The following is a 21,957-nucleotide window of genomic DNA, read 5'->3' as shown; positions in this document are numbered from 1 at the left end:
TACCGATCCGCTGTATCGAACGAGGAGCACGACGATGACAGGGCAACCGTTCCCCGTCGAGGCCGGGCACATCATGCTGTTCGCCCGCGCCATCGGCGACGAGAACCCCGCCTACCGGGGCGACACCGCGCTCGCCCCGCCCACCTTCACCATGGCCGGCGCCCACTACGACCCCGACTACCACCTGCGGCCCAGGCCGGACGAGGAGTGGTTCGGATCCGGCCGCGGCCCCGGGGTGATGGCCGAGGGCGGTGGCGGTCTCCACGCCGAGCAGCACTTCGAGTACCACCGCCCGGTGCGCGCCGGCGAGACGCTCTACGCGCACGCCGTGCCCGGCCGCAGCTGGGAGAAGCAGGGCCGCAGCGGCCGTCTGCTCTTCAGCGAGCGCATCACCGAGTACCGGGACGCCGACGGCGCACCGGTCGTCAGCTCCGTGACCGTGGCCGTCGTCCCCGAGGGCCCGGCAACCCCGAAGGACGCCCGATGAGCCTGAGCCCGGACGACATCAAGGTCGGCGAAACCCGCGAGAGCGTTCTGGTCGACGACCTCAAGCGCACCCGGATCGTGCAGTACGCCGGCGCGTCCGGCGACTTCAACCCGCTGCACACCGACGAGAGGTTCGCCGTCGAGGCCGCCGGATACCCCGGGGTCTTCGCCCACGGGATGCTGACGATGGGGATGACCGGCCGGGTCCTCACCGACTGGGTGGGCCCCGAATCGCTGCTGCGCTACGGCGTGCGCTTCAAGGCCCAGGTCTGGCCCGGCGACACCCTCACGGCCACGGCCACCGTCGAGTCGATCGAGGACACTCCGGCCGGCCCCGTCGCCCACTTCTCCCTGCGCACCCGCAACCAGGACGGCGCCGAGGTGGTCAGCGGCACCGCGACGGCCCGCCTGGAACCCTGAGCCGTGGCCGCCGCTCAGGAGGCGGGGCAGGCGGCCACCTGGACCGCCATGGTGAGCCGTGCCTACGATCATGCCCGCCCCGCCGTCCGCTTCGGCGACCTGACCTGGTCCGGGCGCGGGCTCCTCGACCGGGCCGGCGGCGCGGCCGACTGGCTCGACTCCCTCGGCCTCGAACCCGGTGCCCCGGTGCCCGCCCTGGTCGCCACCTCCGCCGACGCCCTCGCCCTGGTGATCGGCGGCGCCGGATCGGGCCACCCGCTCGCCCCGCTCGGGGTGCGCATGACCCCGTACGAGATCGCCGCGGTGGTCAAGGAGACACGGGCCCAGGTGCTCGTCGCGCAGCCGGAGTTCGCCGATCTCGGCCGACAGGTCGCCGAACTGTCCGGCCGACGGATCGAGATCGTGCCCGAACTGCGCCCCCACGCACGGGCTTTGGCCGCCGAGCCCGACGAACTCGCCGCTGTCCTGCACACCTCCGGGACGACCGGCCTGCCCAAACCCGTCCCCATGACCCAGCGACGCCTGGCCGCCCGCGCGCGCGTCAACGGGCAACTGTGCGGGCTCGATCCGGACAGCTTCTACGGCGGCAGCGCGCCCTTCCACCACATCGCGGGCCTCGGCAACATCGCCGTCGCCCTCGCCGCCGGCGCCCTGGTCACCGGCCTGCCCCGCTTCACCGTCGAGGGCTGGGCCCTGATGCGGGGCCTCGGCACCACGCACACCAGCATGGTCCCGGCGATGCTGGAGACCCTGCTGGCGGCCGGCCAGGCGCGCCACGAGAGCCTGCGGGTCCTCCAGTACGGGGGCGCGCCCGTCCGTCCCGGCACCCTGCGGCGGACGTACGAGGCGATGCCCGGCGTCCGCATGCTCAACATGTTCGGCCAGACCGAGGGCTCGCCGATCAGCGTGCTCACCCCCGAGGACCACCGGGAGGCGGTCGCGGGACGCACCGAGCTGCTGCGGTCGGTGGGGCGCCCCGCGCCCGGGGTCGAGGTCAGGGTCCACGACGCCGGGCCGGACGGCGTCGGCGAGATCCACGCACGCGCCGACCACCTCTTCCGGCTCGACGCCGACGGCTGGCTGCACAGCGGCGACCTGGGCCGCGTGGCGGAGGGCGGCTACCTCTACCTCCTCGGGCGGCGCACGGACATGATCATCCGCGGCGGCGAGAACGTCCACCCGCTGGAGGTGGAGACGGTCCTGGCCGCCCATCCCGGAGTGGCGGACGCGGCGGTCGTGGGCGTTCCCGACGACCGGCTCGGCCAGACCGTCGTCGCCTTCGTCGTACCGGCCGATCCCGACACCCCGCCGGACCCGGCGGCCCTCAGGAACCACACCCGTGCCCGGCTGTCCGGGTTCAAGGTCCCCGTCCGCTGGTGGTTCGTGGACGCCCTGCCGCGCAACGCGAACGGCAAGGTCGTGCGACGCCACCTGCGGGAACCCGAGCCGGAGCCCGCCGCTCGTGAAGGAGAAGCACGTGACGCCTGACCACACGGTCGTCGGCCCGGAGGCGGCCGGCGTAGACCCGCACCGACTGGACGTGCTGCTGCGCAGGATCCGTCTGGAGGTCGAGCACGGACCGCTGCCGTCCGCGCAGGTCGCGGTGGCCCGGGGCGGCCGGCTGGTGGCCTTCGAGACCTGGGGCGACGCCGGTCCGGACACGCGCTACGTGCTGCAGTCGGTCGGCCGGTCGATCGTCGCCGGCGTGGTGTGGAAGCTGATCGGCGAGGGACTGCTGGACGTGGGCGAGCAAGTCGCCGCGATCATTCCGGAGTTCGCGCCGAACGGAAAGGAGGCGGTGACGGTCGAGCAGGTGCTCACCCACACCGCGGGCTTTCCCTTCGCGCCGCTCGGCCACCCGAAGATGCTCGACCGCGCACAGCGACTGGCCGCCTTCGGCCGCTGGCGGCTCGACCACCCGCCGGGCAGCCGCTTCCAGTTCCACCTCACCTCGGCCGCCTGGCTGATCGCCGAGATCGTCGAACGGCGTACGGGCCTCGCGTTCGCCGACTACCTGCACGAGCGGATCGCCCGGCCGCTCGGCCTGTCGTCGATCGAACTCGGTGTACCGGTGGAACGGCAGCCCGACACGGTGGCGCCGATGACGGCCACCGACCGTACGAGTGACGACCAGGAGGCGGATCCCTGGGGCCCCTGGTACCTGTCCGATCCACGCGTCCTGGCGGCCGGCGAGCCCAGTCACGCCCTGGTCGCCACCGCGGCCGACGTCGCGCTGTACTTCCAGGCGCTGGAGCACTCGGGTCTGTGGAAGCCGGAGGCGGTGGCCGAGGGGACGCGGATCCGGCTGACGGAGTACCCGTACGGGGAGCAGATCTACGGCGGAGGCGGTGGCCGGCGTACCAGCATGGGCCTGTTCGTCACCGTCGCCGGGCCGGACGCGGGCAGCAACCTGCCGTCCACCGGCTCACACGCCCTGTTCGGCAGCGCGGGAGCCGCGTACCAACTGGGCTTCATGGACCCGGAGACGGGACTGTCCTTCGCCTGCCTGAGCAATGGCTATCCGCTCGCGGGCTACGACCACTCGCGGCGCGGTACGGCGCTGCTGACGAACCTGGCGAACCTGGCGGCCGATCTCACCGACTGAGGGGGGCGGGCCCGTTGCCGGGCCCGCCCCCCTCGGTCTCCTGCGCTCAGCGGCTGATCAGCTGCTGGGCGTTGTTGTACATGATGTCGTCCTGGACCGACTCGTCGAGTTCCGCGAGGAGCTTGCGGTAGTCGGCCGGGTTGGCGATGCCCTCCGCGTGCGGGAAGTCGGAGCCCATCACGATGGACTCGTGGTACCCGAGGCGCTTGACCAGGCTCGGGATGTCGTCCTCCGGGTAGGGCACCACGCGGACGTGCTTGCGGAAGACCTGGCTGGGACGCTCGTCCAACTGGCCGCCGATCCAGGGCCCGTTGCGGCCCATGCCCCGGCTCTTGTCCATGTGGCGCACGAAATGGGGCACCCACTCGGCGCCGAACTCGGACACCAGGACGTTGATGTCGGGGAAGCGGCCGAAGAGGTTGTCGAAGATCAGCGCGGAGAGCGTCTCCTCGATCGGGCGCTGACCGTAGGTGTTCATCCACTGCCACGCGGACATCCGGAAGTGGATCGGGTTCGGGTCGTGGCCCCAGGCGGGGGCGACATGCGAGTTGTAGTAGAACTCGCTGATGTGGTAACAGACGCTGGCCTTGGCCTCGTTGAGGAGCTTCCAGAACGGGTCGAAGTACGGGTCGCCCGGCGAGCGGCCGTACTGCGGCCCGGTCGGCAGCATGATGAAGCGGGCGCCCTGCTCCAGGACGTACTCCAGCTCCTTCACCGCGTGGTCCAGGTCGCGCAGGGACAGCAGGGCGGGGGAGTAGATGCGGTCCTGGTGGTTGAAGCCCCAGACCTCGTTCATGTAGCGGTTGAACGAGTGGTAGTTGGCGTAGAGCGGCTCCACGCCCTGCACGTACTCCTCGGCGACGAGTGCCCAGCCGCCCGGGTACATGATCGTCTGGTCCAGCCCCTGCTCGTCCATGATCCGCAGACGTGCCTCACGGTTCTGGTACGCCTCGTGCATCGGCTCGAACTGGTACGTCTCCTCGGGGTTGCCCGAGGCCATCGCCTTGAGCATCTCCTTGAGTGAGCCGGGCCGGTACACCTGCCCGAACTCCGGCTCGAGACAGACCACGATCCGGTCACCGGCGAGGATGACCTCGCGGCCGTCCGGCAGAGTCACCGGGGCCACCGCCTGGCCGAGGAACTCCTTCGGCAGATAGCGGGTGAAGGAGTCCCGTTCCTCGTACATGTGCTGGTCGCAGTCGAAGATTCGCTTGCGCTGTTCGGCCATGGCCGTCGCCTCCGGACCCCAGAGCTATTCAGTACGCCTCCTATAATTATCTAACTGTTTGAAGGAGGCAAGGGGTAGTGGCTGGAAGCTTGGGCGACAGTGCGTCCCTGCGGTCAGTCGAGGAGTTCGAGCACCGTCTTGGGGCCGGCGGAGTTCACGACGTCGTCAGCACTGGAGATGTGCCGCTGCCACAGCTTCTCGGCCTCCTCTGCCTTGCCGGACTCGATCAGGCCGACCAGTCGCGCGTGGGCCCGGTGCCCCTTGAGGGCCTGCGCCTTCTGGGTCTCGGCGTCCGTGGCGGCCGCGGTGTACGAGGCGTTGGCCCGGTCGATGATGTTGCGCAGCATGCCGCACAGCAGGATCAGGGTCTGATTGCCGGTGCGTTCGACCAGGAGGGCGTGGAACGCGTCCTGCGCGTCGACCAGGGCGAGCGGGTCGTCCAGGACGGCCTTCTCGGCCGCCACCGCGTCGCGCAGCCGCTTGATGTCGTCCGCCGTGTGCTTGACCGCGAGCTGCCGGGCGCAGGGCGGCTCGATGAGGGCCGCCGCGCGGTAGATGTCACCGAGGGTGGCGCCGCGGTACTCGAGGATCAGGCCGGCGAAACGGGCGGCGACCTCCGCGTCGGGTGCGCTCACCCGGGCGCCGCCGTGGGCACCGCGGCGCACCGTGATCAGGGATTCCGACTCCAGGACGCGGAACGCCTCGCGCAGGGTCGGCCGGGAGATGCCGAACTGCTCCATCAGGCCCGACTCCGGCGGCAGCGCGTCACCGGGCTTCAGCTCGCCCCGTACGATCTGACGGCGCAGGTGCGCGGCGACCAGTTCGGCGGTCTTCGGGACCCGGACCTGGCGTCCGACGCGGTTGCGGGCTGGGGCGGGCACAGCCGCCGTTTCTGCGCGGGCTGCCTCGGCCACGGTGGGCTCTCCTCGTACGTGATATAGCAAAATGAATCGTCTTAGTGCATCGAGCGTACCAGGTCAAGGGACGGCCGATCTTGCCTTTGCGGCAACTGGTCTGGTGCCGGGCTCGCCGTTGGTATATAGATGATTCATCTACCTATAAAACGACGGGCCCGTGGGAGTGTGGGAGTGACCTCGAAGACCGAGAACCCGACCCCGGTGATCCTCACCGAGCTCACCGACGACGGGGTCATGCTGCTCACCCTGAACCGGCCCGAGCGGCACAACGCCTGGACGCTGGAGATGGAGCTGCTCTACAACGAGCTGTTCGACCGGGCGGAGGCGGACCCACGGGTCCGGGCCGTGGTGCTCACCGGTGCCGGCCGCAGCTTCTGTCCGGGGATGGACATGAGCGTGCTGGACGGGGCGTCGTCGGGGGCCCGCCCGTGGCCCACCGACCAGCTGCCCCCACGTACCCGCCCCATGTTCTTCCCCAAGCCCGTGGTGGCGGCGATCAACGGCGCCTGTGCGGGCATCGGGTTCAACCAGGCGCTGATGTGCGATGTCCGGTTCGCCGTGCCGCACGCCAAGTTCGCCGCCGCCTTCAGCGCGCGGGGGCTGGTCGCCGAGGACGGGGTGTCCTGGATCCTGCCCCGGCTGGTCGGCCACGGCAACGCGAGCGACCTGCTGCTGTCCTCGCGCCGGATCACCGGAACCGAGGCCCTGGACATGGGACTGGTCAACCGTCTGGTCCAGCCCGAGGACCTGCTCCCCGCGGCACTCGCGTACGCGACCGAACTGGCCCGCTCGGTCAGCCCGTACGCGATGTCCCTCATCAAGCGGCAGCTCGCCGACGACCAGGGCCGGACCTTCACCGAGAGCCGCGACCGGGCGGCCGCCCTGCTGGCCACGGCGAAGCGAGCCCCGGACTACCGCGAGGGCGTGCTGAGCTTCATCGAGCGTCGGCAGCCGGAGTTCGCCGGGCTGGGGGAGTCGGCCCTGAAGGACTCCGAGCGGGAGGAGACCGCGTCATGACCCGCACCGAACTCCCGCTGCACCGCCGCACCATCACTCTCACCGCCTACGCGGAGGAGGGCGGCGAAAACATCTCCGTCGAGGCGGAACTGTGCGACGAGCGGCCGTGGGCGCGGCCGTCGGACGCCGTGGTGCACCGGATGGTGCTGGCGGTCCGCGTCCGCCTCGCGGACATGGTCGTCGTGGCTGCCGACGCCGACATGCGGAGCTTCCCGCACGCCGAGTGTCCGCTGATCGCCCCGGCCTTCTCCGGCCTGGTCGGGCTCAGCGTCGCCTCCGGTTACAACCGGGCGATCCAGGAGCGGTTCCGCGGTGTGTCCGGCTGCTCCCACCTCCACGAACTGACCCGCGCTCTCGGACCCGCGGTCGTGCAGGCCGCCATGTCGGCCAACGCGCGGCGCCGTGACGCGGGCGAGCCGGCCGACGACCCGCGGCTGACGGCCGGAGTGCTGAACAGCTGCCACATCTGGGCGCCGGACGGTATCGGCCTGCGCAAGCTCGACGCGGGCTGGCGCCCCGGGACCGGCCCGCGCCCGGTCCCGGACCTCAGCACCTTCGAGCGGCCGGCGGGTGCGTGAGCTCCGGTCGACTGCGACTTGCGGGTTCACGACCCCGGGGCGACCGCGGCTCGCCGGTTCGTGACCCCGGGGCGACCGCGGCCCGCGGGTCCGGGAGCCTCGCTTGCGTCGGCCCGGGGTTCGTCCGCCTCGGCTGCCGGTGGCCTCGGGCGCGTGGCCCCGGCTCGCTGCGGCCTACGGACCCGTGATCCTCGGCTCGCGCGGCAGCCCCAGCACCTTCTCGGCGAGGATGTTCCGCTGCACCTGCGAGGTCCCCGCGTAGATCGTCCCGGAGCGGGCGATGAGGTACGTCGTGGACCACGACGCCGAGGAGTTGGCGGCGCCCGGGTCGTCGGTGCGGTAGGTGCGCAGGGGAGGCCGGCCCGTCGGCACCTGGCCGTGCAGGCCCATGATGTCCATCGCGAGGTCGGTGACCTCGGTGTGGTACTCGCTCCAGTACAGCTTGGCGATCGACGTCTCGGGGCCAGGCTCGGCACCCTTGAGCCAGCCGGTGAGGATCCGGTAGCCCAGGAAGCGCATGATCTCGACCTTGGACCAGCACCAGGCGATCCGTTGCCGTACGACCGGATCCTGGTCCTTGCCGTACTGGCGGGCCAGTTCGACGAGCCGCTCGACCTCGGCCCGGAACAGGATCGGGTTGGTCGCCGCCTCCTCTCCGCGTTCCACCCCGAGCAGGCTCTGGGCGACGGTCCAGCCGTTGTCGACGCCGCCGACGACGAGGTCGGCACGGGTGCGGGCGCCGCTGAAGAAGACCTCGTTGAAGTGCAGCTGGCCGCTCATCATGCGGAACGGGCGGACCTCGACACCGGGTTGGTCCAGTGGGACGAGGAGGAAGGATATGCCGCGGTGCTTGGAGGCGTCCCGGTCGGTGCGGGCCAGGACGAAGATCCAGTCGCTGTGGTGGGCGCCGGACGTCCACACCTTCTGCCCGTCGATCACCCACTGGTCTGCGTCCCGTACGGCGCGGGTCTTCAGGGAGGCCAGGTCCGAGCCCGCGTCCGGCTCCGAGTACCCCTGGCACCAGGTGTCCTCGCCGCTGAGGATCCGCGGCAGGAAGTGCTTCTTCTGTTCCTCCGTGCCCCAGCGCAGCAGCGTGTTCGCGAGCATCTTCACGCCGAAGGTGTCCTGCGGCAGCCCGAACGGCACACCGGCCCGGGCGAGCTCCTCCATGAGGACGACCTGGTGGAGCTTGGACAGGCCGCGGCCGCCGTACTCCTCGGGCCAGGTGAGGGAGAGGTACCCGCGCTCGGCCAGCCGGCCGCGCCAGTCCCGGGCGAAGGCCCAGGCCGCCTCCTCGTCGAGGGCGCCGATGCCCTTCCAGTCCGGCGGCAGCGCCTCGGCGAGGAAGTCCTTGACCTCGGTGCGGAACGTCTCGGTCTCCGCGGGATAGCTGATGTCCACCTGCGTACTCTCCTCGCCCGGCCTCGGTCGCGGCAGTCGATCGCTGTATTGATTGTTTCAGCATAATAGGTTATCTATTTAAGAGGAATAGTGTCGACTGGGGCGGGCTGACATGGGACTGCTGGACGGCCGGAACGCGGTGATCACCGGCGGAGCACAGGGCATCGGCTTCGAGATCGCCGGCGTCCTCGGAGCCGGAGGCGCATCCGTCGTCCTCGGCGACATCAACGAGGACGCCGCGGCACAGGCCGCCGAACGCCTGGCCAGGAACGGCGTGGCCGCCACCTCGCTGCGCTGCGACGTCACCGACGAGGACGAGGTCGCCGCCCTCGTCGCCCACTGCACGGGCACCTTCGGACCGGTCGGCGTCATGGTCAACAACGCCGGGATCACCCGGGACGCGACCCTGCGCAAGATGGCCGCCGCCGACTTCCGTGCCGTCGTCGACGTCCATCTGACCGGCGCCTGGAACGGCACGCGCTACGCCGCCGAGGCGATGCGCGCGCACGGACAGGGCGGCAGCATCGTCAACATCTCCTCCATCGCCGGCAAGGTCGGCAACTTCGGCCAGACGAACTACAGCGCCGCCAAGGCCGGACTCGTCGGCCTCACCAAGGCGTCCGCCAAGGAGCTCGCGAAGGCGAGCATCCGCGTCAACGCCGTACAGCCCGGCCTGATCCGTACCGCCATGACCGAGGCGATGCCCCGGGCCGCCTGGGACACGAAGCTCGCGGAGATCCCCCTGGGCCGCGCGGGCGAGCCCGCCGAGGTCGCCCAGGTCGTCCTCTTCCTCGCCTCCGACATGGCGAGCTACGTCACCGGCGCCGTGGTCGAAGTGACCGGCGGCCGGTACATGTGAGCCCCCTCGACAACGAAACGGCCCCCTCATGAAAGGCCCAGCCGATGCCCGCCCTCCTGCGTGACGCGGTGATCTGCGAACCCGTGCGTACCCCTGTCGGTGGCTACGGCGGAGTCTTCCGCGACGTGACGGCGGCCGAGCTCGCCGCCACGGTCGTACGCGCCGTGCTGGAGCGCACCGGCATACCGCCCGCCGCCGTGGACGACGTCCTGCTGGGTCAGTGCTACCCCAACGGCGAGGCGCCGGCCATCGGCCGCGTGGCCGCCCTGGACGCCGGACTACCTGTGGAGGTGCCCGGACTGCAGATCGACCGCCGTTGCGGCTCCGGACTGCAGGCGATCATCACCGCGGCGATGCAGGTGCAGACCGGCGCGAGCGACCTGGTACTGGCGGGCGGCGTCGAGTCCATGAGCCAGGCCGAGTTCTACACGACCGACGTCCGCTGGGGCGTCCGCGGCGCGGGCACCACGCTGCACGACCGTTTGGCCCGTGGCCGGGTCACGTCCGGCGGCGCCAACCACCCCGTTGCCGGGGGCATGCTGGAGACCGCCGAGAACCTGCGCCGGGAGTACGCCATTCCCCGCGAGGAACAGGACCGACTCGCCCTGCGCTCGCACGAGAAGGCGGTCGCCGCTCAGCGGGAGGGCCGGTTCGCCGACGAGATCGTGCCCGTCACCGTGCGCCACCGGAAGGGCGAGACGGTCGTCGACACCGACGAACACCCGCGCCCCGACTCCTCGCTGGATAAGCTCGCGACGCTGCGTCCGGTGCTCGGCCGCCAGGACCCGGAGGCGACCGTCACGGCCGGCAACGCCAGCGGACAGAACGACGGCGCCGCGATCTGCGTCGTGACCCACCCCGAGCGCGCCGCCGAACTCGGACTGCGCCCGCTGGGCCGCCTGGTCTCCTGGGCCGTCGTCGGCGTGCCGCCGCGGACGATGGGCATCGGCCCGGTGCCCGCCACGGCCAAGGCCCTGGAACGGGCCGGACTGAAGCTCGCCGACATCGACCTGATCGAACTCAACGAGGCCTTCGCCGCCCAGGTCCTCGCCTGCACGCGCGAATGGGCCCTGACCGAGACGGACTTCGAGCGGTTCAACGTCAACGGCTCCGGCATCTCGCTGGGCCACCCCGTCGGTGCCACCGGTGGCCGCATCCTCGCCACCCTGCTGCGCGAACTCGACCGCCGCCAGGCCCGCTACGGCCTGGAGACCATGTGCCTCGGCGGTGGCCAGGGCCTGGCCGCGGTGTTCGAACGCCCGACGGACACCACCAACGCCAAGGGAGGACGCTGATGGCCGGACTGATCGCATACGGCGCCTATGTGCCGTACCACCGCCTCGCCCGCGCCGATGTCGCCGCCACGCTCGGGACAGCGGCGGGCCGCGGCACCCGCGCGGTGGCGGGCTACGACGAGGACACCACGTCCATGGCCGTCGAGGCGGCCCGCGGCGCCCTGGCCCCCGACGGCCTGCGCTCCCGCATAGGCCAGCTCTTCCTGGCCACCGCCGCGCCCGCCTACCTCGACAAGACCAACGCGACCGCCGTGCACGCCGCCCTCGGCCTCGACGAGCACGTTCTCGCCGTCGACATGGCCGGCTCGGTCCGCTCCGGCCTCGGAGCGCTGGTGACGGCCGCCCGCTCCCCGGTCCCGACGCTGACCGTCCTGTCCGACCTGCGCGGCGGCCTGCCCGGCGGCACGGACGAGGTCGCGGGCGGCGACGGCGCGGCGGCGTTCGTCTTCGGCGGCCACCGCAACGGAGCACCCGTCATCGCCGAGCTGCTCGCCCACGACACCGTCAGCGACGAGATCCTCGACCGCTGGCGCCTGCCGGGCGCCGCCTCCTCCCGCGTCTGGGAGGAACGCTTCGCCGAGGAGATCTACGCGTCCCTCGCCGACAAGGCGCTGAGCGCCGCCCTCGACCAGGCCGGGCTGGAGCGCGGGGCCATCGACCACCTCATCGTCTCCGGCCTGCACGCGCGCGCGTGCGCGACGGTTCGTCGTACGGCCGGCGCACGTGCCGAGGCGGTGACCCCGGACCTCACCGGGGCGATCGGCAACGCCGGCACCGCCCAGCCCGGCCTGCTGCTCGCCGACGTCCTCGACCGGGCCCGGCCCGGCCAGACCATCGCCCTCGTCGTACTCGGCGACGGCGCCGGAGTCCTGCTGCTGCGCACCACCGACGCGCTCCCGGCACACCGGGCAGCCCGCCCGGTCGCCGCGCAGATCGCCGCCGGCAGTGCCCCGATGCCGTACGCCACCTACCTCACCTGGCGCGGCCTCCTCGACCGCGAACCACCCCGCCGCCCGGACCCGGAGCCGCCCTATGCCCCGCCCGCGCACCGCCGCGCGGGCTGGAAGTACGGCTTCGTCGCCTCCCGCTGCGAGAAGTGCGGCACCCGGCATCTTCCGCCCGACCGGGTGTGCACGTCGTGCCGGAGCGTCGACACCATGACGGACGAGCCGATGGAGCACGTGCGCGGCACGGTCGCCACATTCACCGTGGACCGGCTGGCCCACACCCCGAGTCCGCCGATGCTCGTCGTGGTCGTCGACTACGACGGCGGCGGCCGGTTCCGCTGCCAGCTGACCGACGCGACCGAGGCCGACGCCGTCATCGGCGCCCGGGTGGAGATGACCTTCCGGCGCACCGTCACCGCCGCCGGCGTCCACAACTACTTCTGGAAGGCCCGGCCGGTGCGCACGGGCGAGACCGAGGAGGCACGCGAATGAGCTCGCACGGAATCCGGGACCGGGTCGCGATCGTCGGCATGGGCTGCACGCCCTTCGGTGAGCACTGGACCCGCTCGGCCGACGACCTGCTGGTCGACGCCGTGGGCGAGGCCGTGGCCTCGGCCGGAGTCACCCTCGACGACATCGACGCGTTCTGGTTCGGCACGCAGGCGTCCGGCGTGTCCGGCCTGACATTGAGCAGGGCGCTCCGCCTCCCCAACAAACCGGTCACCCGCGTCGAGAACATGTGCGCGACCGGCTCCGAGGCGCTGCGCAACGCCTGTTACGCGGTGGCCTCCGGTGCCTACGACGTGGCGATGGCGGTCGGCGTGGAGAAGCTCAAGGACTCCGGCATGTCCGGGCTGTCCGGGACCGCGATCCCGGGCGCGGGCGACGACAGCCGCGGGGAGATCACCGCCCCGGCGAACTTCTCCCTCCTCGCCCCTGCCTACGCCGCCAAGTACGGCCTCGGGGAAGAGGAGTTGAAGGACGTCATCACCCGCATCGCCTGGAAGAACCACGTCAACGGGGCCCGCAACCCCCGCGCGCAGTTCCGCAAGGAGGTGCCGCTGGAGCGGATCCGGTCGGCCCCGATCGTGGCGGGCATGCTCGGCGTGTTCGACTGCTCGGGTGTCTCCGACGGTTCGGCGGCGGCGATCGTCGTACGCGCCGAGGACGCCTACAAGTACACCGACAGGCCGATCTTCGTGAAGGCGCTGTCCTTCGTCGCGGGCCCGGCGGACGGGCTGCTCGACCCGGAGTACGACTTCACCACCTTCCCCGAGGTCGTCGCCTCCGCCCAGGAGGCCTACCGGCAGGCGGGCGTCACCGACCCGCGCGCCGAACTCGCGCTCGCCGAGGTCCACGACTGCTTCACACCCACGGAGCTGGTGCTGATGGAGGACCTCGGTTTCTCCGAGCGCGGACAGGCCTGGAAGGACGTCACCAGCGGCGCGTTCGACCTGGACGGCTCGCTGCCGGTCAACCCGGACGGCGGCCTCAAGGCCTTCGGCCACCCCATCGGCGCCTCGGGCCTGCGCATGATGTTCGAGGCGTGGCTTCAGCTGCGGGGCGAGGCACCGCCGGAGCGGACCGTGAAGTCCGTGGCCGAGGGGCGCTCTCTCGCCCTGACCCACAACCTCGGCGGCGGGCCCGGCGAATGCGTGTCCTTCGTGTCCGTCGTCGGCAACGAACTCACTCAGTAGGAAGGGCGGTTGGGGCATGAGACGACTCGACGGCAAGATCGCCGTCGTGACCGGGGCGGCGTCGGGAATCGGCGCCGCCACGGCACGTCGGGTGGCGGCCGAGGGCGCGCACACGGTGGTCGCCGACCTGAACCTCGACGGCGCCAAGGCGGTGACGGAGGAGATCCGCGCCGCCGGATGGTCGGCGACGGCGGTCCCGGTCGACCTCGGCGACGTGGAGAGCGTACGGGCCATGGTGGCCGCGGCGGTCGAGACGTACGGCGGCCTCGACGTCCTGCACAACAACGCGGCGGCCACCCACCTGGCCGCCCGCCGGGACCTCGCCGTGGTGGAGGCCGACCCGGCGGTCTGGGACGACACGATGCGGATCAACCTGCGCGGAACGATGGCCGCCATCCAGGCCGCCGTCCCGCACATGATCGCCCGGGGCGGCGGCTCCATCGTCAACACCTCGTCCGGGGCCGGCCTCGCGGGCGACCTCCGCAACCCCGCGTACGGCGCGTCGAAGGCCGCCCTCATCAACCTCACGCAGTACGTCGCCACGCAGTACGGCAAGCAGGGCGTGCGCTGCAACGCCATCGCCCCGGGGTTCATCGTCACCCCGGCGAGCGCCGGTTCGGCACACGGCGCGATCCGGGAGGCGATGCTGCGCCATCACCTCACCCCGCGCCTCGGCCGGCCGGAGGACGTCGCCTCGGCGGTCGTCTTCCTCGCCTCCGACGAGTCCGCGTTCATCACCGGGCACACCCTGCGCGTGGACGGCGGGCTGCTCTCCCACCAGCCGTACGTCGCGGATCTGCGGGACGCCTGAAGCCCGTGCCGGAGGGGCTCCTCACGCGAGCGCCTCCGGCTCCAGGTCGCCCAGATAGGCGGCCCGCACCGCAGGATCGCGGCGCACCTCCTCCGGCGCACCGGCGCAGATCCGGTGTCCGAAGTCCAGGACGACGACCTGGTCACAGACGCTCATGACCATGTCGACGTCGTGCTCGACCAGCAGCACTCCCATACCCCAGTCCTCGGCCAACCGCCGCACCAGGTGGGCCAGTTCCCGCGTCTCCTCGTCGGACAGCCCCGCGGCCGGTTCGTCGAGGAGCAGCACGGACGGCGAGGCCGCCACCGCGCGTGCGATGGCCAGCAGCCGACGATCTCCGTACGACAGGTCGCCCACCGGCCGGTCCAGGCTGTCCTGGAGCCCGAACTCCCGCACGGCGACGAGCACATGGGCGGGAAGCGGGCGGCTGCCGGGGCGGATCAGGTCCGTGAGGCGGGCCCATCGGCCGGGCCGGTCGCAGGCCGCGTACAGGTTGTCCAGAACCGTCATGTCCTCGAACAACTCCAGCGACTGGAAGGACCGGCTCAGCCCGGCGAGGGCCCGCCGGTGCACCGGCACGCGGGTCACGTCCCGGTCGCCGAGGCGCACGCTGCCGGACGCGGCCCGGGTGAAGCCGGTGACGGCGTCGATGGCGGAGGTCTTGCCGGCACCGTTGGGCCCGATGAGACCCACGACCCGGCCCGGCTCGACGTCCAGCGAGAGTCCGTCGACGGCGACGACACCGCCGTAGCGCACGGTCAGGTCCCGGACCCGGAGGGCGAGCGGCGCGGCGCGAGGGACGTCCGGCAGGGCTGCCGTCTCCTGCTCCCGCACGTTCCCGCTTCGCTCGGGGGAGAGCCTGCGCAGCCCGCCCGCCGCCTTCCTGCCGAGCTCCTTCCCGATGCCGTCCTGATTGCCCACCAGCGTCAGCACCAGGACGATCCCGCCGATCAGCGGCATCCACGCGCTCAGCCCGGGCAGCACCCAGTCCCCGAACCGCGCTCCCACCGTGCCCGCGGCGAACGTGGCGCCGAACAGCGGGCCGACGAGGAAGCCGACACCGCCGATGACGGCGAGACCGAGCGCGGTGATGGAGTCGAAGGCGGCGAAGTCGGAGAAGACCACGGAGGTCGAGCGGAAGCCGGTGAGCACTCCGGCGAGCGCGGCGATGGCCGAGGACAGGCCGAAAGCGTAGAGCTTGGCCGCGCGGACGTCGATGCCGAGGGCGGCGGCGGCCCGTTCGTTCGCCCGTACGGCGACGAGCCGACGGCCGGTCCGGCTGCGCCGCACGTTGGCGACCACGAGCGCGGCGGCGACGAACAGCACGAGCACCACGGCGGCGTACCGCTGCGGATGGTCGACTCCCGAGATGCTGATCCCGAAGAGGGTCTGCTTGCCGACCGCGATGCCGTCGCTGCCGGTGGTCGTCGACAGATCGGTGTTCTGGAAGACCATCGCCTCCAACGTGGTGCCGAGGCCGAGCGTGATGATCGCGAGGTTGACACCACGGGTGCGGACCGCCGGAAGGGCGAACAGCAGCCCGATCGGCACCGTGCCCAACACACCTGCCAGAAGGGCGAGTTCGAATGGCCAGCCCCAGTCGGCCGCCGCATGGCCGGCGATGAAGGCGCCGGTTCCGGCGAGGGCGTACGCCGCGAGCGAGACCTGTCCCGCGTACCCGGTGACCACGATGATCGACAGGATGATCAGCGAGAGCACCAGCGTGCTGGTGATCGCGTCGGCCCACAGTGGGGTCGACAGGCTCACCAGCAACAGCCCGACCGCGACGGCGAGCGCCAGCGGCACGGGGCGGACCCGGCCGGTGCCCAGCGCCGGCAGCCGGTCCAGGAACGTGCCGCGCAGCGGCAGCGCCCTGCCGCGCGCGACCAGTACCAGAGCGATGAAGAGGAAGGGAACCGAGGAAGCGAGCCCCGTGACGTCGGAGCCGAAGCGGGTGAGTTCGGACTGCACGACGCCGATGACCAGGCCGCCCGCCAGGGTGACGGGGAACGACGAGAACCTGCCGACCAGGGCGGCGGCCAGCGCACTCAGCAGGAGGGTGGTCAGGCCGGTCACCGACAGGCCGATGACCGGCACGATCAGGATGCCCGTCAGGCCGGCGAGCGCCGAGCCGAGGGCCCAGTTGCCGGTGGCGATCAGGTCCGGGGACCAGCCGAGCGAGGCCGCGGCGGTCTCGTTCTCCGCGACCGCGGTGGTGCCCAGGCCGAACAGGGTGCGCTTGTAGAGGAGATGGAGGAGCGCGGTGACGGCGACCGCGATGCCGAGCAGCCAGACGCGGTCCTCGGAGACCGTGGCCCCGGCGATCGTCAGCAGCCGGGTGGGCAGCTTGCCCGGCACCAGCTCCAGGCTGTCGCCGTAACGTTTGACGGCGACGGCCGTGAGCACGATGAACACCGCGAGCGTGCCGACCAGCCGGGCCAGCGAGGACGCCCTGCGCAGCGGCCGGATCACCAGGAGATGGGTGAGCACCCCGATCACCGCGGAGGTGAACACCCCGCACGCGACGGCCGGCCAGTACGGCACACCGTGTTGCGCGGCGAGCTCCCACTGCACGTAAGCGCCGGCCATCCCGATCGCGCCGTGCGCGAGGTTCAGGACGCCGGAGCCCCGATAGACCAGAACGATGCCGTGCGCGGTGAGCGCGTACAGCGCACCGAGCCCCAGGCCTAGCAGGGCGAAACGCAGGATGTCGTCCATCGGGGGAACCTCCCAGGGCCGAGTGAGACAGCGCATTTATTTAAATAATTGTGCCGAGAGTACTTCACTAACCCAAAAATGCACCCCATGCTGTTCGCCAACTCGACGACGAGCCCCGCGGAGGGACCATGAACTACTCACGCCGACGCAGAAGTGCCGCAGCGACCTGTCTCGCGGTGACCGGAGCCCTGCTTGCCGCCGGCTGCGGGGGAGAGGCCTCGGGCAGCTCGACGGAGACCTCCTCCCTCAAGGGCACGCCGGTCAAGGTGATGGTCTGGAACCCGGAGGACACCCAGGGCAGCGCCCAGCCCGGAGTCCGGCTCACCGCCCAGGCCTACGAGAAGTGGATCAACGCCAACGGCGGGATCAAGGGCGCCCCGTTGAAGGTGCTCACCTGCAACGAGAAGAACGACCCCGACGAGGCGGAGAAGTGCGCCCAGCAGGCCGTCGCCGAGAAGGTGGTCGCGGTGGTGGGTTCGTACAGCCTCGCAGGTGACCGCTACATGCCCATCCTGCAGAAGGCCGGCATCCCCTACATCGGCGGGACCGGCGTCTCGGCGGCGGAGTTCTCCAACCCGCTGTCGTTCCCGGTCAACGGCGGCACCCCGGCGGTGTTCGCGGCACACGGCCGACAGTTGGTGCAGGACGGATGCAAGAGGATCTCCGGCGTACGGTACGACCTGGCGGCCGCCGCCATCGTGTCGCAGTTCCTCACCCTCGGCGCGACCTCCGCCGGAGGGGCGCCGGTCAAGGACATCAAGGTGCCGCTCACCGCCACCGACCTCGCCCCGCAGGTCGCCGCCGCCACGAAGGGCAGCGACTGCGTGAGCGTCATCCTGGGCACCGCCTCGGGCCTGTTCGTGAAGTCGTACGTCCAGTCCGGCGTGAAGACGAAGCTCGGCAGTGTCGTCGGCAACCTCACCCCGCAACTGGCCGCGAGCACCGGCGGAAGCGGCAGCCCACTGGAGGGCGCCACGATCACCGGCTACTACCCGCCGGTCTCCGACCAGGCATGGAAGGACTTCGTCGAGGCCGCCTCCGGCAACAAGGACATCGACACCTCCAACGGCGCCAACGAGACGACCTGGGTGGCGTTCAAGGTCTTCACCGAGGCCGCCAAGAAGCTGCCGACGATCTCGGCGAAGACCCTGGTGCGGGAACTCGACACCACACCGGGCATCAGCACCGGCGGCCTGACCCCGGCGCTGACCTGGAAGGCGTCGACCGCCCTGCCGATCAAGGGTCTGAACCGCATCCACAACACCACCGCCACCGAACTGACCATCCGCGACGGAAAGATCGACTGGGCGAAGCCGGGGTCGACCTTCGTCGACGTCCGGAAGGTGCTGACGGCCACGCCGGCCGGCTGACCGAAGGGGAACGTCCGTGCACGACACCCAGCCCTTGATCGAAGCCCGCGCACTGTCCGCCGGATACGGCAACCAACCCGTCGTGCGCGACCTCGACCTGGAGGTCCGTCCCGGAGAGGTCGTCGCCCTGCTCGGACCCAACGGCGCGGGCAAGACCACCACTCTGCGGGTGCTGTCGGGCGACCTGGCCCCGATGGGCGGCGAGGCGCGCTGGCTGGGCGACCCCGCCCGCGCGCCACTGCACCGCCGCGCCCGACAGGGCCTCGCGTACGTCGGTGAGCGGGCGGTGTTCACCCGCCTCGACACCGCGGACAACCTACGGGTCGGCCGAGTGAGGACCGAGCAGGCCCTCGAACTCTTCCCCGAACTGGAAAAACGCCTGAAGACCGGCGCGGGCATGCTGTCCGGCGGCGAGCAGCAGATGCTGTCCCTGGCCCGCGCGTTGTGCCGTGTCCCCAAGCTGCTCCTGGCGGACGAACTCTCCCTGGGGCTCGCCCCACTGGTGGTCGACCGTCTGCTGCGTGCCGTACGTGAGGCGGCCGACCGCGGCTTGGGAGCGTTGCTGGTGGAACAGCACGTACGCAAGGTGCTGGACATCGCGGACCGCGTGTACGTCCTGCACCGCGGCCGCGTGACCCTGGCCGGCACTCCGAAGGAGCTCCGCGGAAACCTGGACGCGATCGAGTCGTCGTACCTCGCCGCGCAGGCGACCGCGGAAGAGACAACGTATGCAACTGATTGAGGTGGATGCCGTGTCCAGCGCACGCGAACAGATCCGATCCCTGGTCCTGTCCGGCGACACTTTCGACCAACCAGCCGCAGAATTGCGGGAGTTGCAGCTCGAAGCCGCGCGGGAAACGTTCGCCTCCCACCGCGAGCGCGTCCCGCTGCTGCGCACCCGGGCGGAGGAGACCGGCGTCCGTGAGGTCACGGCTCTCGAGGACCTCGTCCCCCTCCTCTTCTCGCACACCAGCTACAAGTCGTACCCCGTCTCCCTCATCACCGCCGGCCGCTGGGACCGGCTGCTGCGCTGGTACACCACCGTCTCCGCGGTCGAACCGGGAGACGTCGACGTCGACGGCGTGCGCGACATCGACGAGTGGACCGAACGCATCACGGCCGCCGGCCACCGCCCGTACATCACCAGCGGCACCTCCGGAAAGGTCTCCTTCCTCAACTGCGACACGAGCGACCTGGGTTTCCTGCACGACATCCTGGAGAACCTCACCTGCTGGCCCGACCCCCTGCCACCGAAGCCCACCCGACGCGCCTATCTCCTCGCACCGGCCAGCGGCCCGATGCGCTCCATCGACGGCTTTCGATGGCACGCGGAGGTCTTCGCGCTCCCCGGAGAGACGCACCTGCTGACGAAGGATCCGCTGCGGGTGTCCGAGCTGATGAGCAGCGCCCTGCTGCGTCGCCGGATGGCGGAGGGCACCGCGACCCCGCAGGAGATCAGCTCCTTCGAGAGCGCGTCCGAGGCCCGCGAGAAGGATCTCGACTCGGCCGTGGCCCGGATCGTCGACGACATCGCCGAGCACCGCGACGAGCCGCTGCTGATCGCCGGTATGAACAACCAGCAGTTCGCCCTGATCCAGGCACTGCGCGCCCGCGGCGTCCCGGACGGCAGCCTCCACCCGGACACACTGGTGCTCAGCGGCGGCGGCAACAAGGGCCGCGCGCTGCCCGACGACTACCAGCAGCAGTTCGCGGCCTTCTACGACGGTGTCCGGCGGGTACGCAGCTACGGCATGACGGAGCTCCAGGGCTCCTGCCTCGCCTGCGAGAAGGGCAACTACCACGTGCCGCCGTGGGTGATCCCGCTGGTCCTCGACCAGGAGGGCGAGACGCTGCTCAACCCCGGACAAGGCGTCGTGGAGGGCCGGTTCGCCTTCCTGGACGTCTCCCTGGAAGGCCGCTGGGGCGGGCTGATCAGCGGCGACCGGGTCTTCGTCGACTTCTCGCCGTGCGACTGCGGCAGACCCGGACCTGCCGTCCTGCCGGACATCCAGCGCTACGGCGACCTCGGCGGCGACGACAAGATCACCTGCGCCGCGACCCTCGACTCCTACGTAAGGGGGATGATCCACGGATGAGTGGCACGACCCTCGACAGCGGTGCGGCAGGCACGGTGGCCGTGGTTCATGTGATCCGGGGCGAGGTCGACAAGAACGCACCGGTCGGCCACGGGCGCCCGGGCGCCGCCTTCACCGCACCGGCCCTCGACCTGGACCGCCTCGTGTGGCCCCGCACCGAACCAGGACCCGCCTTCCACGTGCCCACCGCGGAGATCGTGGACCTGCTGGTGGAGACGGGCGAGGCCCTCAAGGCGGACCGCGACGGCCTCCTCGCCGAAGCCCTGGACCGCATGGTCCACGTCAGCCCGCTGCCCCGCGAGGTGCTCGAACGCGCCTACGCCGTGCTGTGGCGCAGCTTCCAGCGCCCCGGCCTGTACGCCCAGATCGACCACGAACTCGGCGGGGCGGACGTGCTCGACGGCTGGCGCGAGGTGCGGCTGCCCGAGAACCGGATCGCGGCCACGCGTGCCTTCCCGCCGCGTCTGGTGCACATCATCGCCGGCAACGCGCCCGGGGTCGCCGCGATGTCCGTGGTGCGCGGCGCCCTCACCAAGGGTGTCAACCTGCTGAAGCTGCCCTCGAACGACCTGTTCACCGCGACCGCGATCCTGCGCACCATGGCCGCGGTGGCCCCGGGGCACCCGGTGGTGCGCTCCTTCTCCGCGGCGTACTGGCGCGGCGGCGACGAGGCGGTGGAGAGCGTGCTGTTCCGCCCCCAGTTCTTCGACAAGCTCGTCGCCTGGGGCGGCGAGGCCACCATCCGCGGGGCGCTGCGCTACGTCGGCCCGGGATTCGAGCTCGTCTCCTTCGACCCCAAGACGTCCATCTCACTGATCGGTCGGGAGGCCTTCGCCTCCCCGGAGGCCCTGGCCCGTGCTGCCGACGCGGGCGCCGCGGACGCCACGTTCTTCAACCAGCAGGCGTGCGTGGCCAGCCGCTTCCAGTTCGTCGAGGGTTCTCGCGAGGACGCCGATCGCTATGCGGCCCAGCTGTGTGAACGCCTGGGCGTGGCCAGGGAGTTCAGCTCTGCGGACGGCCCGCGGGTCGCCTCCGAACTCCGCGAGGAGATCGACGTACTGCGCTCCCTCGCGCCCGACTACCGGGTGTGGGGCGGGTACGACGGCCGGGGCCTGGTCATCCGCTCTCCCGAACCGGTGGACTTCCACCCGGACGGAAAGATCGTCAACGTCGTCCCGGTCGCCGCACTGACCGACGCCGTCGCGCACGCCGGTGTCGCCACACAGACCGTCGGTGTGTACCCCGACCCGCGCAAGGCGGAACTGCGCGACGCCCTCGCCTGTGCCGGAGTCCAGCGCGTGGTGTCCCTCGGCAGGGCGGGCGGCATGCCGCCCGGACTTTCCCACGACGGCTTCTACCCCCTGCAGCGCCTCATGCGCTGGGTGAACGACGAGTGATCCCGAGGGCCGACCGCCTTAGGGGTCCTTGCACTATGCCCGCCCGGGTCGCGCGGCCTGGCACCGCTCCCCCACGCTCGGCTTCTCCCCCACTCTCGACTTCGCTCGAGCGGGA

The 21,957-nt window shown here is 71.3% G+C and carries 19 protein-coding genes; 15 read left to right on the top strand and 4 right to left on the bottom strand.

Annotated features, from left to right (window positions below):
- Positions 1-34: 34 nt before the first annotated feature.
- From ACGFNV_RS15065 to ACGFNV_RS15050, 4 genes are read left to right on the top strand one after another with little or no spacing between them, the layout of a single operon-like run.
- Positions 35-487 carry a MaoC family dehydratase N-terminal domain-containing protein gene (locus ACGFNV_RS15065; protein ID WP_393622572.1) on the top strand — a complete coding sequence of 151 codons (453 nt, stop codon included), beginning with the start codon at positions 35-37 and terminating at the stop codon, positions 485-487.
- Positions 484-906, top strand: coding sequence for a MaoC/PaaZ C-terminal domain-containing protein (locus ACGFNV_RS15060; protein ID WP_133931158.1), 423 nt, complete (start codon positions 484-486; stop codon positions 904-906). The genes ACGFNV_RS15065 and ACGFNV_RS15060 overlap by 4 nt, the downstream gene beginning before the upstream one ends.
- Before the next feature lie 3 nt (positions 907-909).
- Positions 910-2,394: a class I adenylate-forming enzyme family protein gene (locus ACGFNV_RS15055; RefSeq protein WP_393622571.1), complete on the top strand. Its 1,485-nt coding sequence runs from the start codon at positions 910-912 to the stop codon at positions 2,392-2,394.
- The gene (locus ACGFNV_RS15050) at positions 2,384-3,511 is read left to right on the top strand and encodes a serine hydrolase domain-containing protein (RefSeq protein WP_393622569.1); all 1,128 of its coding nucleotides are present in this window, start codon (positions 2,384-2,386) and stop codon (positions 3,509-3,511) included. The genes ACGFNV_RS15055 and ACGFNV_RS15050 overlap by 11 nt, the downstream gene beginning before the upstream one ends.
- A 46-nt stretch (positions 3,512-3,557) precedes the next feature.
- Here the strand turns inward: ACGFNV_RS15050 and ACGFNV_RS15045 are convergent, their stop codons facing one another.
- Complete coding sequence (locus ACGFNV_RS15045; RefSeq protein WP_393622567.1) at positions 3,558-4,739, bottom strand: amidohydrolase family protein; 1,182 nt, start codon at positions 4,737-4,739, stop codon at positions 3,558-3,560.
- Between the two features lie 113 nt (positions 4,740-4,852).
- Positions 4,853-5,653 carry a FadR/GntR family transcriptional regulator gene (locus ACGFNV_RS15040; protein WP_393622565.1) on the bottom strand — a complete coding sequence of 267 codons (801 nt, stop codon included), beginning with the start codon at positions 5,651-5,653 and terminating at the stop codon, positions 4,853-4,855.
- Positions 5,654-5,827: 174 nt separating this feature from the next.
- On the opposite strand from ACGFNV_RS15040, the gene ACGFNV_RS15035 reads away from it, so the two are divergent.
- Both ACGFNV_RS15035 and ACGFNV_RS15030 read left to right on the top strand, forming a co-directional pair.
- The gene (locus ACGFNV_RS15035; RefSeq protein WP_393622564.1) at positions 5,828-6,673 is read left to right on the top strand and encodes an enoyl-CoA hydratase-related protein; all 846 of its coding nucleotides are present in this window, start codon (positions 5,828-5,830) and stop codon (positions 6,671-6,673) included.
- A complete protein-coding gene (locus ACGFNV_RS15030) occupies positions 6,670-7,251 on the top strand; it encodes a DUF2889 domain-containing protein (RefSeq protein ID WP_393622562.1) in 582 nt (193 codons plus the stop codon). Before ACGFNV_RS15035 ends, ACGFNV_RS15030 begins: the two co-directional genes overlap by 4 nt.
- A 174-nt stretch (positions 7,252-7,425) precedes the next feature.
- Here ACGFNV_RS15030 and ACGFNV_RS15025 read toward each other — a convergent pair whose 3' ends face one another.
- Positions 7,426-8,652, bottom strand: a complete 1,227-nt coding sequence (locus ACGFNV_RS15025) for an acyl-CoA dehydrogenase family protein (RefSeq protein ID WP_393622560.1) — start codon at positions 8,650-8,652, stop codon at positions 7,426-7,428.
- Positions 8,653-8,764: 112 nt separating this feature from the next.
- On the opposite strand from ACGFNV_RS15025, the gene fabG reads away from it, so the two are divergent.
- The 5 genes from fabG to ACGFNV_RS15000 are packed head-to-tail and all read left to right on the top strand — an operon-like array spanning position 8,765 to position 14,261.
- Positions 8,765-9,511 carry a 3-oxoacyl-ACP reductase FabG gene (fabG, locus tag ACGFNV_RS15020; RefSeq protein ID WP_393622558.1) on the top strand — a complete coding sequence of 249 codons (747 nt, stop codon included), beginning with the start codon at positions 8,765-8,767 and terminating at the stop codon, positions 9,509-9,511.
- Between the two features lie 44 nt (positions 9,512-9,555).
- Entirely contained in the window at positions 9,556-10,806 is a 1,251-nt protein-coding gene (locus ACGFNV_RS15015) for an acetyl-CoA C-acetyltransferase (RefSeq protein ID WP_393622556.1), read from the top strand.
- Complete coding sequence (locus ACGFNV_RS15010) at positions 10,806-12,245, top strand: OB-fold domain-containing protein (protein WP_393622555.1); 1,440 nt, start codon at positions 10,806-10,808, stop codon at positions 12,243-12,245. The genes ACGFNV_RS15015 and ACGFNV_RS15010 overlap by 1 nt, the downstream gene beginning before the upstream one ends.
- Positions 12,242-13,450 carry an acetyl-CoA acetyltransferase gene (locus ACGFNV_RS15005; RefSeq protein WP_393622553.1) on the top strand — a complete coding sequence of 403 codons (1,209 nt, stop codon included), beginning with the start codon at positions 12,242-12,244 and terminating at the stop codon, positions 13,448-13,450. The genes ACGFNV_RS15010 and ACGFNV_RS15005 overlap by 4 nt, the downstream gene beginning before the upstream one ends.
- A gap of 16 nt (positions 13,451-13,466) precedes the next feature.
- Positions 13,467-14,261, top strand: coding sequence for an SDR family NAD(P)-dependent oxidoreductase (locus ACGFNV_RS15000; protein WP_393622552.1), 795 nt, complete (start codon positions 13,467-13,469; stop codon positions 14,259-14,261).
- 21 nt (positions 14,262-14,282) lie between these two features.
- Here ACGFNV_RS15000 and ACGFNV_RS14995 read toward each other — a convergent pair whose 3' ends face one another.
- On the bottom strand, positions 14,283-16,979 hold the full coding sequence (locus ACGFNV_RS14995; RefSeq protein WP_393622550.1) for an ATP-binding cassette domain-containing protein: 2,697 nt from the start codon (positions 16,977-16,979) through the stop codon (positions 14,283-14,285).
- A 128-nt stretch (positions 16,980-17,107) separates the two neighbouring features.
- Here ACGFNV_RS14995 and ACGFNV_RS14990 point away from each other — a divergent pair, with 128 nt between their 5' ends.
- Genes ACGFNV_RS14990 through ACGFNV_RS14975 form a run of 4 tightly spaced genes read left to right on the top strand, consistent with a single transcriptional unit; the run spans position 17,108 to position 21,842 of the window.
- On the top strand, positions 17,108-18,349 hold the full coding sequence (locus tag ACGFNV_RS14990) for an ABC transporter substrate-binding protein (protein WP_393622549.1): 1,242 nt from the start codon (positions 17,108-17,110) through the stop codon (positions 18,347-18,349).
- A gap of 16 nt (positions 18,350-18,365) precedes the next feature.
- Positions 18,366-19,091, top strand: a complete 726-nt coding sequence (locus ACGFNV_RS14985; protein ID WP_393622547.1) for an ABC transporter ATP-binding protein — start codon at positions 18,366-18,368, stop codon at positions 19,089-19,091.
- Positions 19,092-19,101: 10 nt separating this feature from the next.
- Positions 19,102-20,445: a hypothetical protein gene (locus ACGFNV_RS14980; protein ID WP_393622545.1), complete on the top strand. Its 1,344-nt coding sequence runs from the start codon at positions 19,102-19,104 to the stop codon at positions 20,443-20,445.
- Positions 20,442-21,842, top strand: coding sequence for an acyl-CoA reductase (locus tag ACGFNV_RS14975; protein WP_393622543.1), 1,401 nt, complete (start codon positions 20,442-20,444; stop codon positions 21,840-21,842). The genes ACGFNV_RS14980 and ACGFNV_RS14975 overlap by 4 nt, the downstream gene beginning before the upstream one ends.
- Positions 21,843-21,957: the final 115 nt, after the last annotated feature.

The organism is Streptomyces sp. NPDC048751 (assembly GCF_043198595.1).
Lineage (GTDB): Bacteria > Actinomycetota > Actinomycetes > Streptomycetales > Streptomycetaceae > Streptomyces.
Note: the sequence above shows the minus strand (reverse complement) of the source record. Positions and strands in the feature narration are given on the sequence as shown.

What these genes read in the sequence shown, in the direction of transcription:
- ACGFNV_RS15000 (WP_393622552.1), top strand. Translation starts at nt 13,467, where the DNA reads ATGAGACGACTCGACGGCAAGATCGCCGTCGTGACCGGGGCGGCGTCG.
- ACGFNV_RS15015 (WP_393622556.1), top strand. Translation starts at nt 9,556, where the DNA reads ATGCCCGCCCTCCTGCGTGACGCGGTGATCTGCGAACCCGTGCGTACC.
- ACGFNV_RS14975 (WP_393622543.1), top strand. Translation starts at nt 20,442, where the DNA reads ATGAGTGGCACGACCCTCGACAGCGGTGCGGCAGGCACGGTGGCCGTG.
- ACGFNV_RS15030 (WP_393622562.1), top strand. Translation starts at nt 6,670, where the DNA reads ATGACCCGCACCGAACTCCCGCTGCACCGCCGCACCATCACTCTCACC.
- ACGFNV_RS15065 (WP_393622572.1), top strand. Translation starts at nt 35, where the DNA reads ATGACAGGGCAACCGTTCCCCGTCGAGGCCGGGCACATCATGCTGTTC.
- ACGFNV_RS15010 (WP_393622555.1), top strand. Translation starts at nt 10,806, where the DNA reads ATGGCCGGACTGATCGCATACGGCGCCTATGTGCCGTACCACCGCCTC.
- ACGFNV_RS15060 (WP_133931158.1), top strand. Translation starts at nt 484, where the DNA reads ATGAGCCTGAGCCCGGACGACATCAAGGTCGGCGAAACCCGCGAGAGC.
- ACGFNV_RS15045 (WP_393622567.1), bottom strand. Translation starts at nt 4,739, where the DNA reads ATGGCCGAACAGCGCAAGCGAATCTTCGACTGCGACCAGCACATGTAC.
- ACGFNV_RS14990 (WP_393622549.1), top strand. Translation starts at nt 17,108, where the DNA reads ATGAACTACTCACGCCGACGCAGAAGTGCCGCAGCGACCTGTCTCGCG.
- ACGFNV_RS14995 (WP_393622550.1), bottom strand. Translation starts at nt 16,979, where the DNA reads ATGGACGACATCCTGCGTTTCGCCCTGCTAGGCCTGGGGCTCGGTGCG.
- ACGFNV_RS15005 (WP_393622553.1), top strand. Translation starts at nt 12,242, where the DNA reads ATGAGCTCGCACGGAATCCGGGACCGGGTCGCGATCGTCGGCATGGGC.
- fabG (WP_393622558.1), top strand. Translation starts at nt 8,765, where the DNA reads ATGGGACTGCTGGACGGCCGGAACGCGGTGATCACCGGCGGAGCACAG.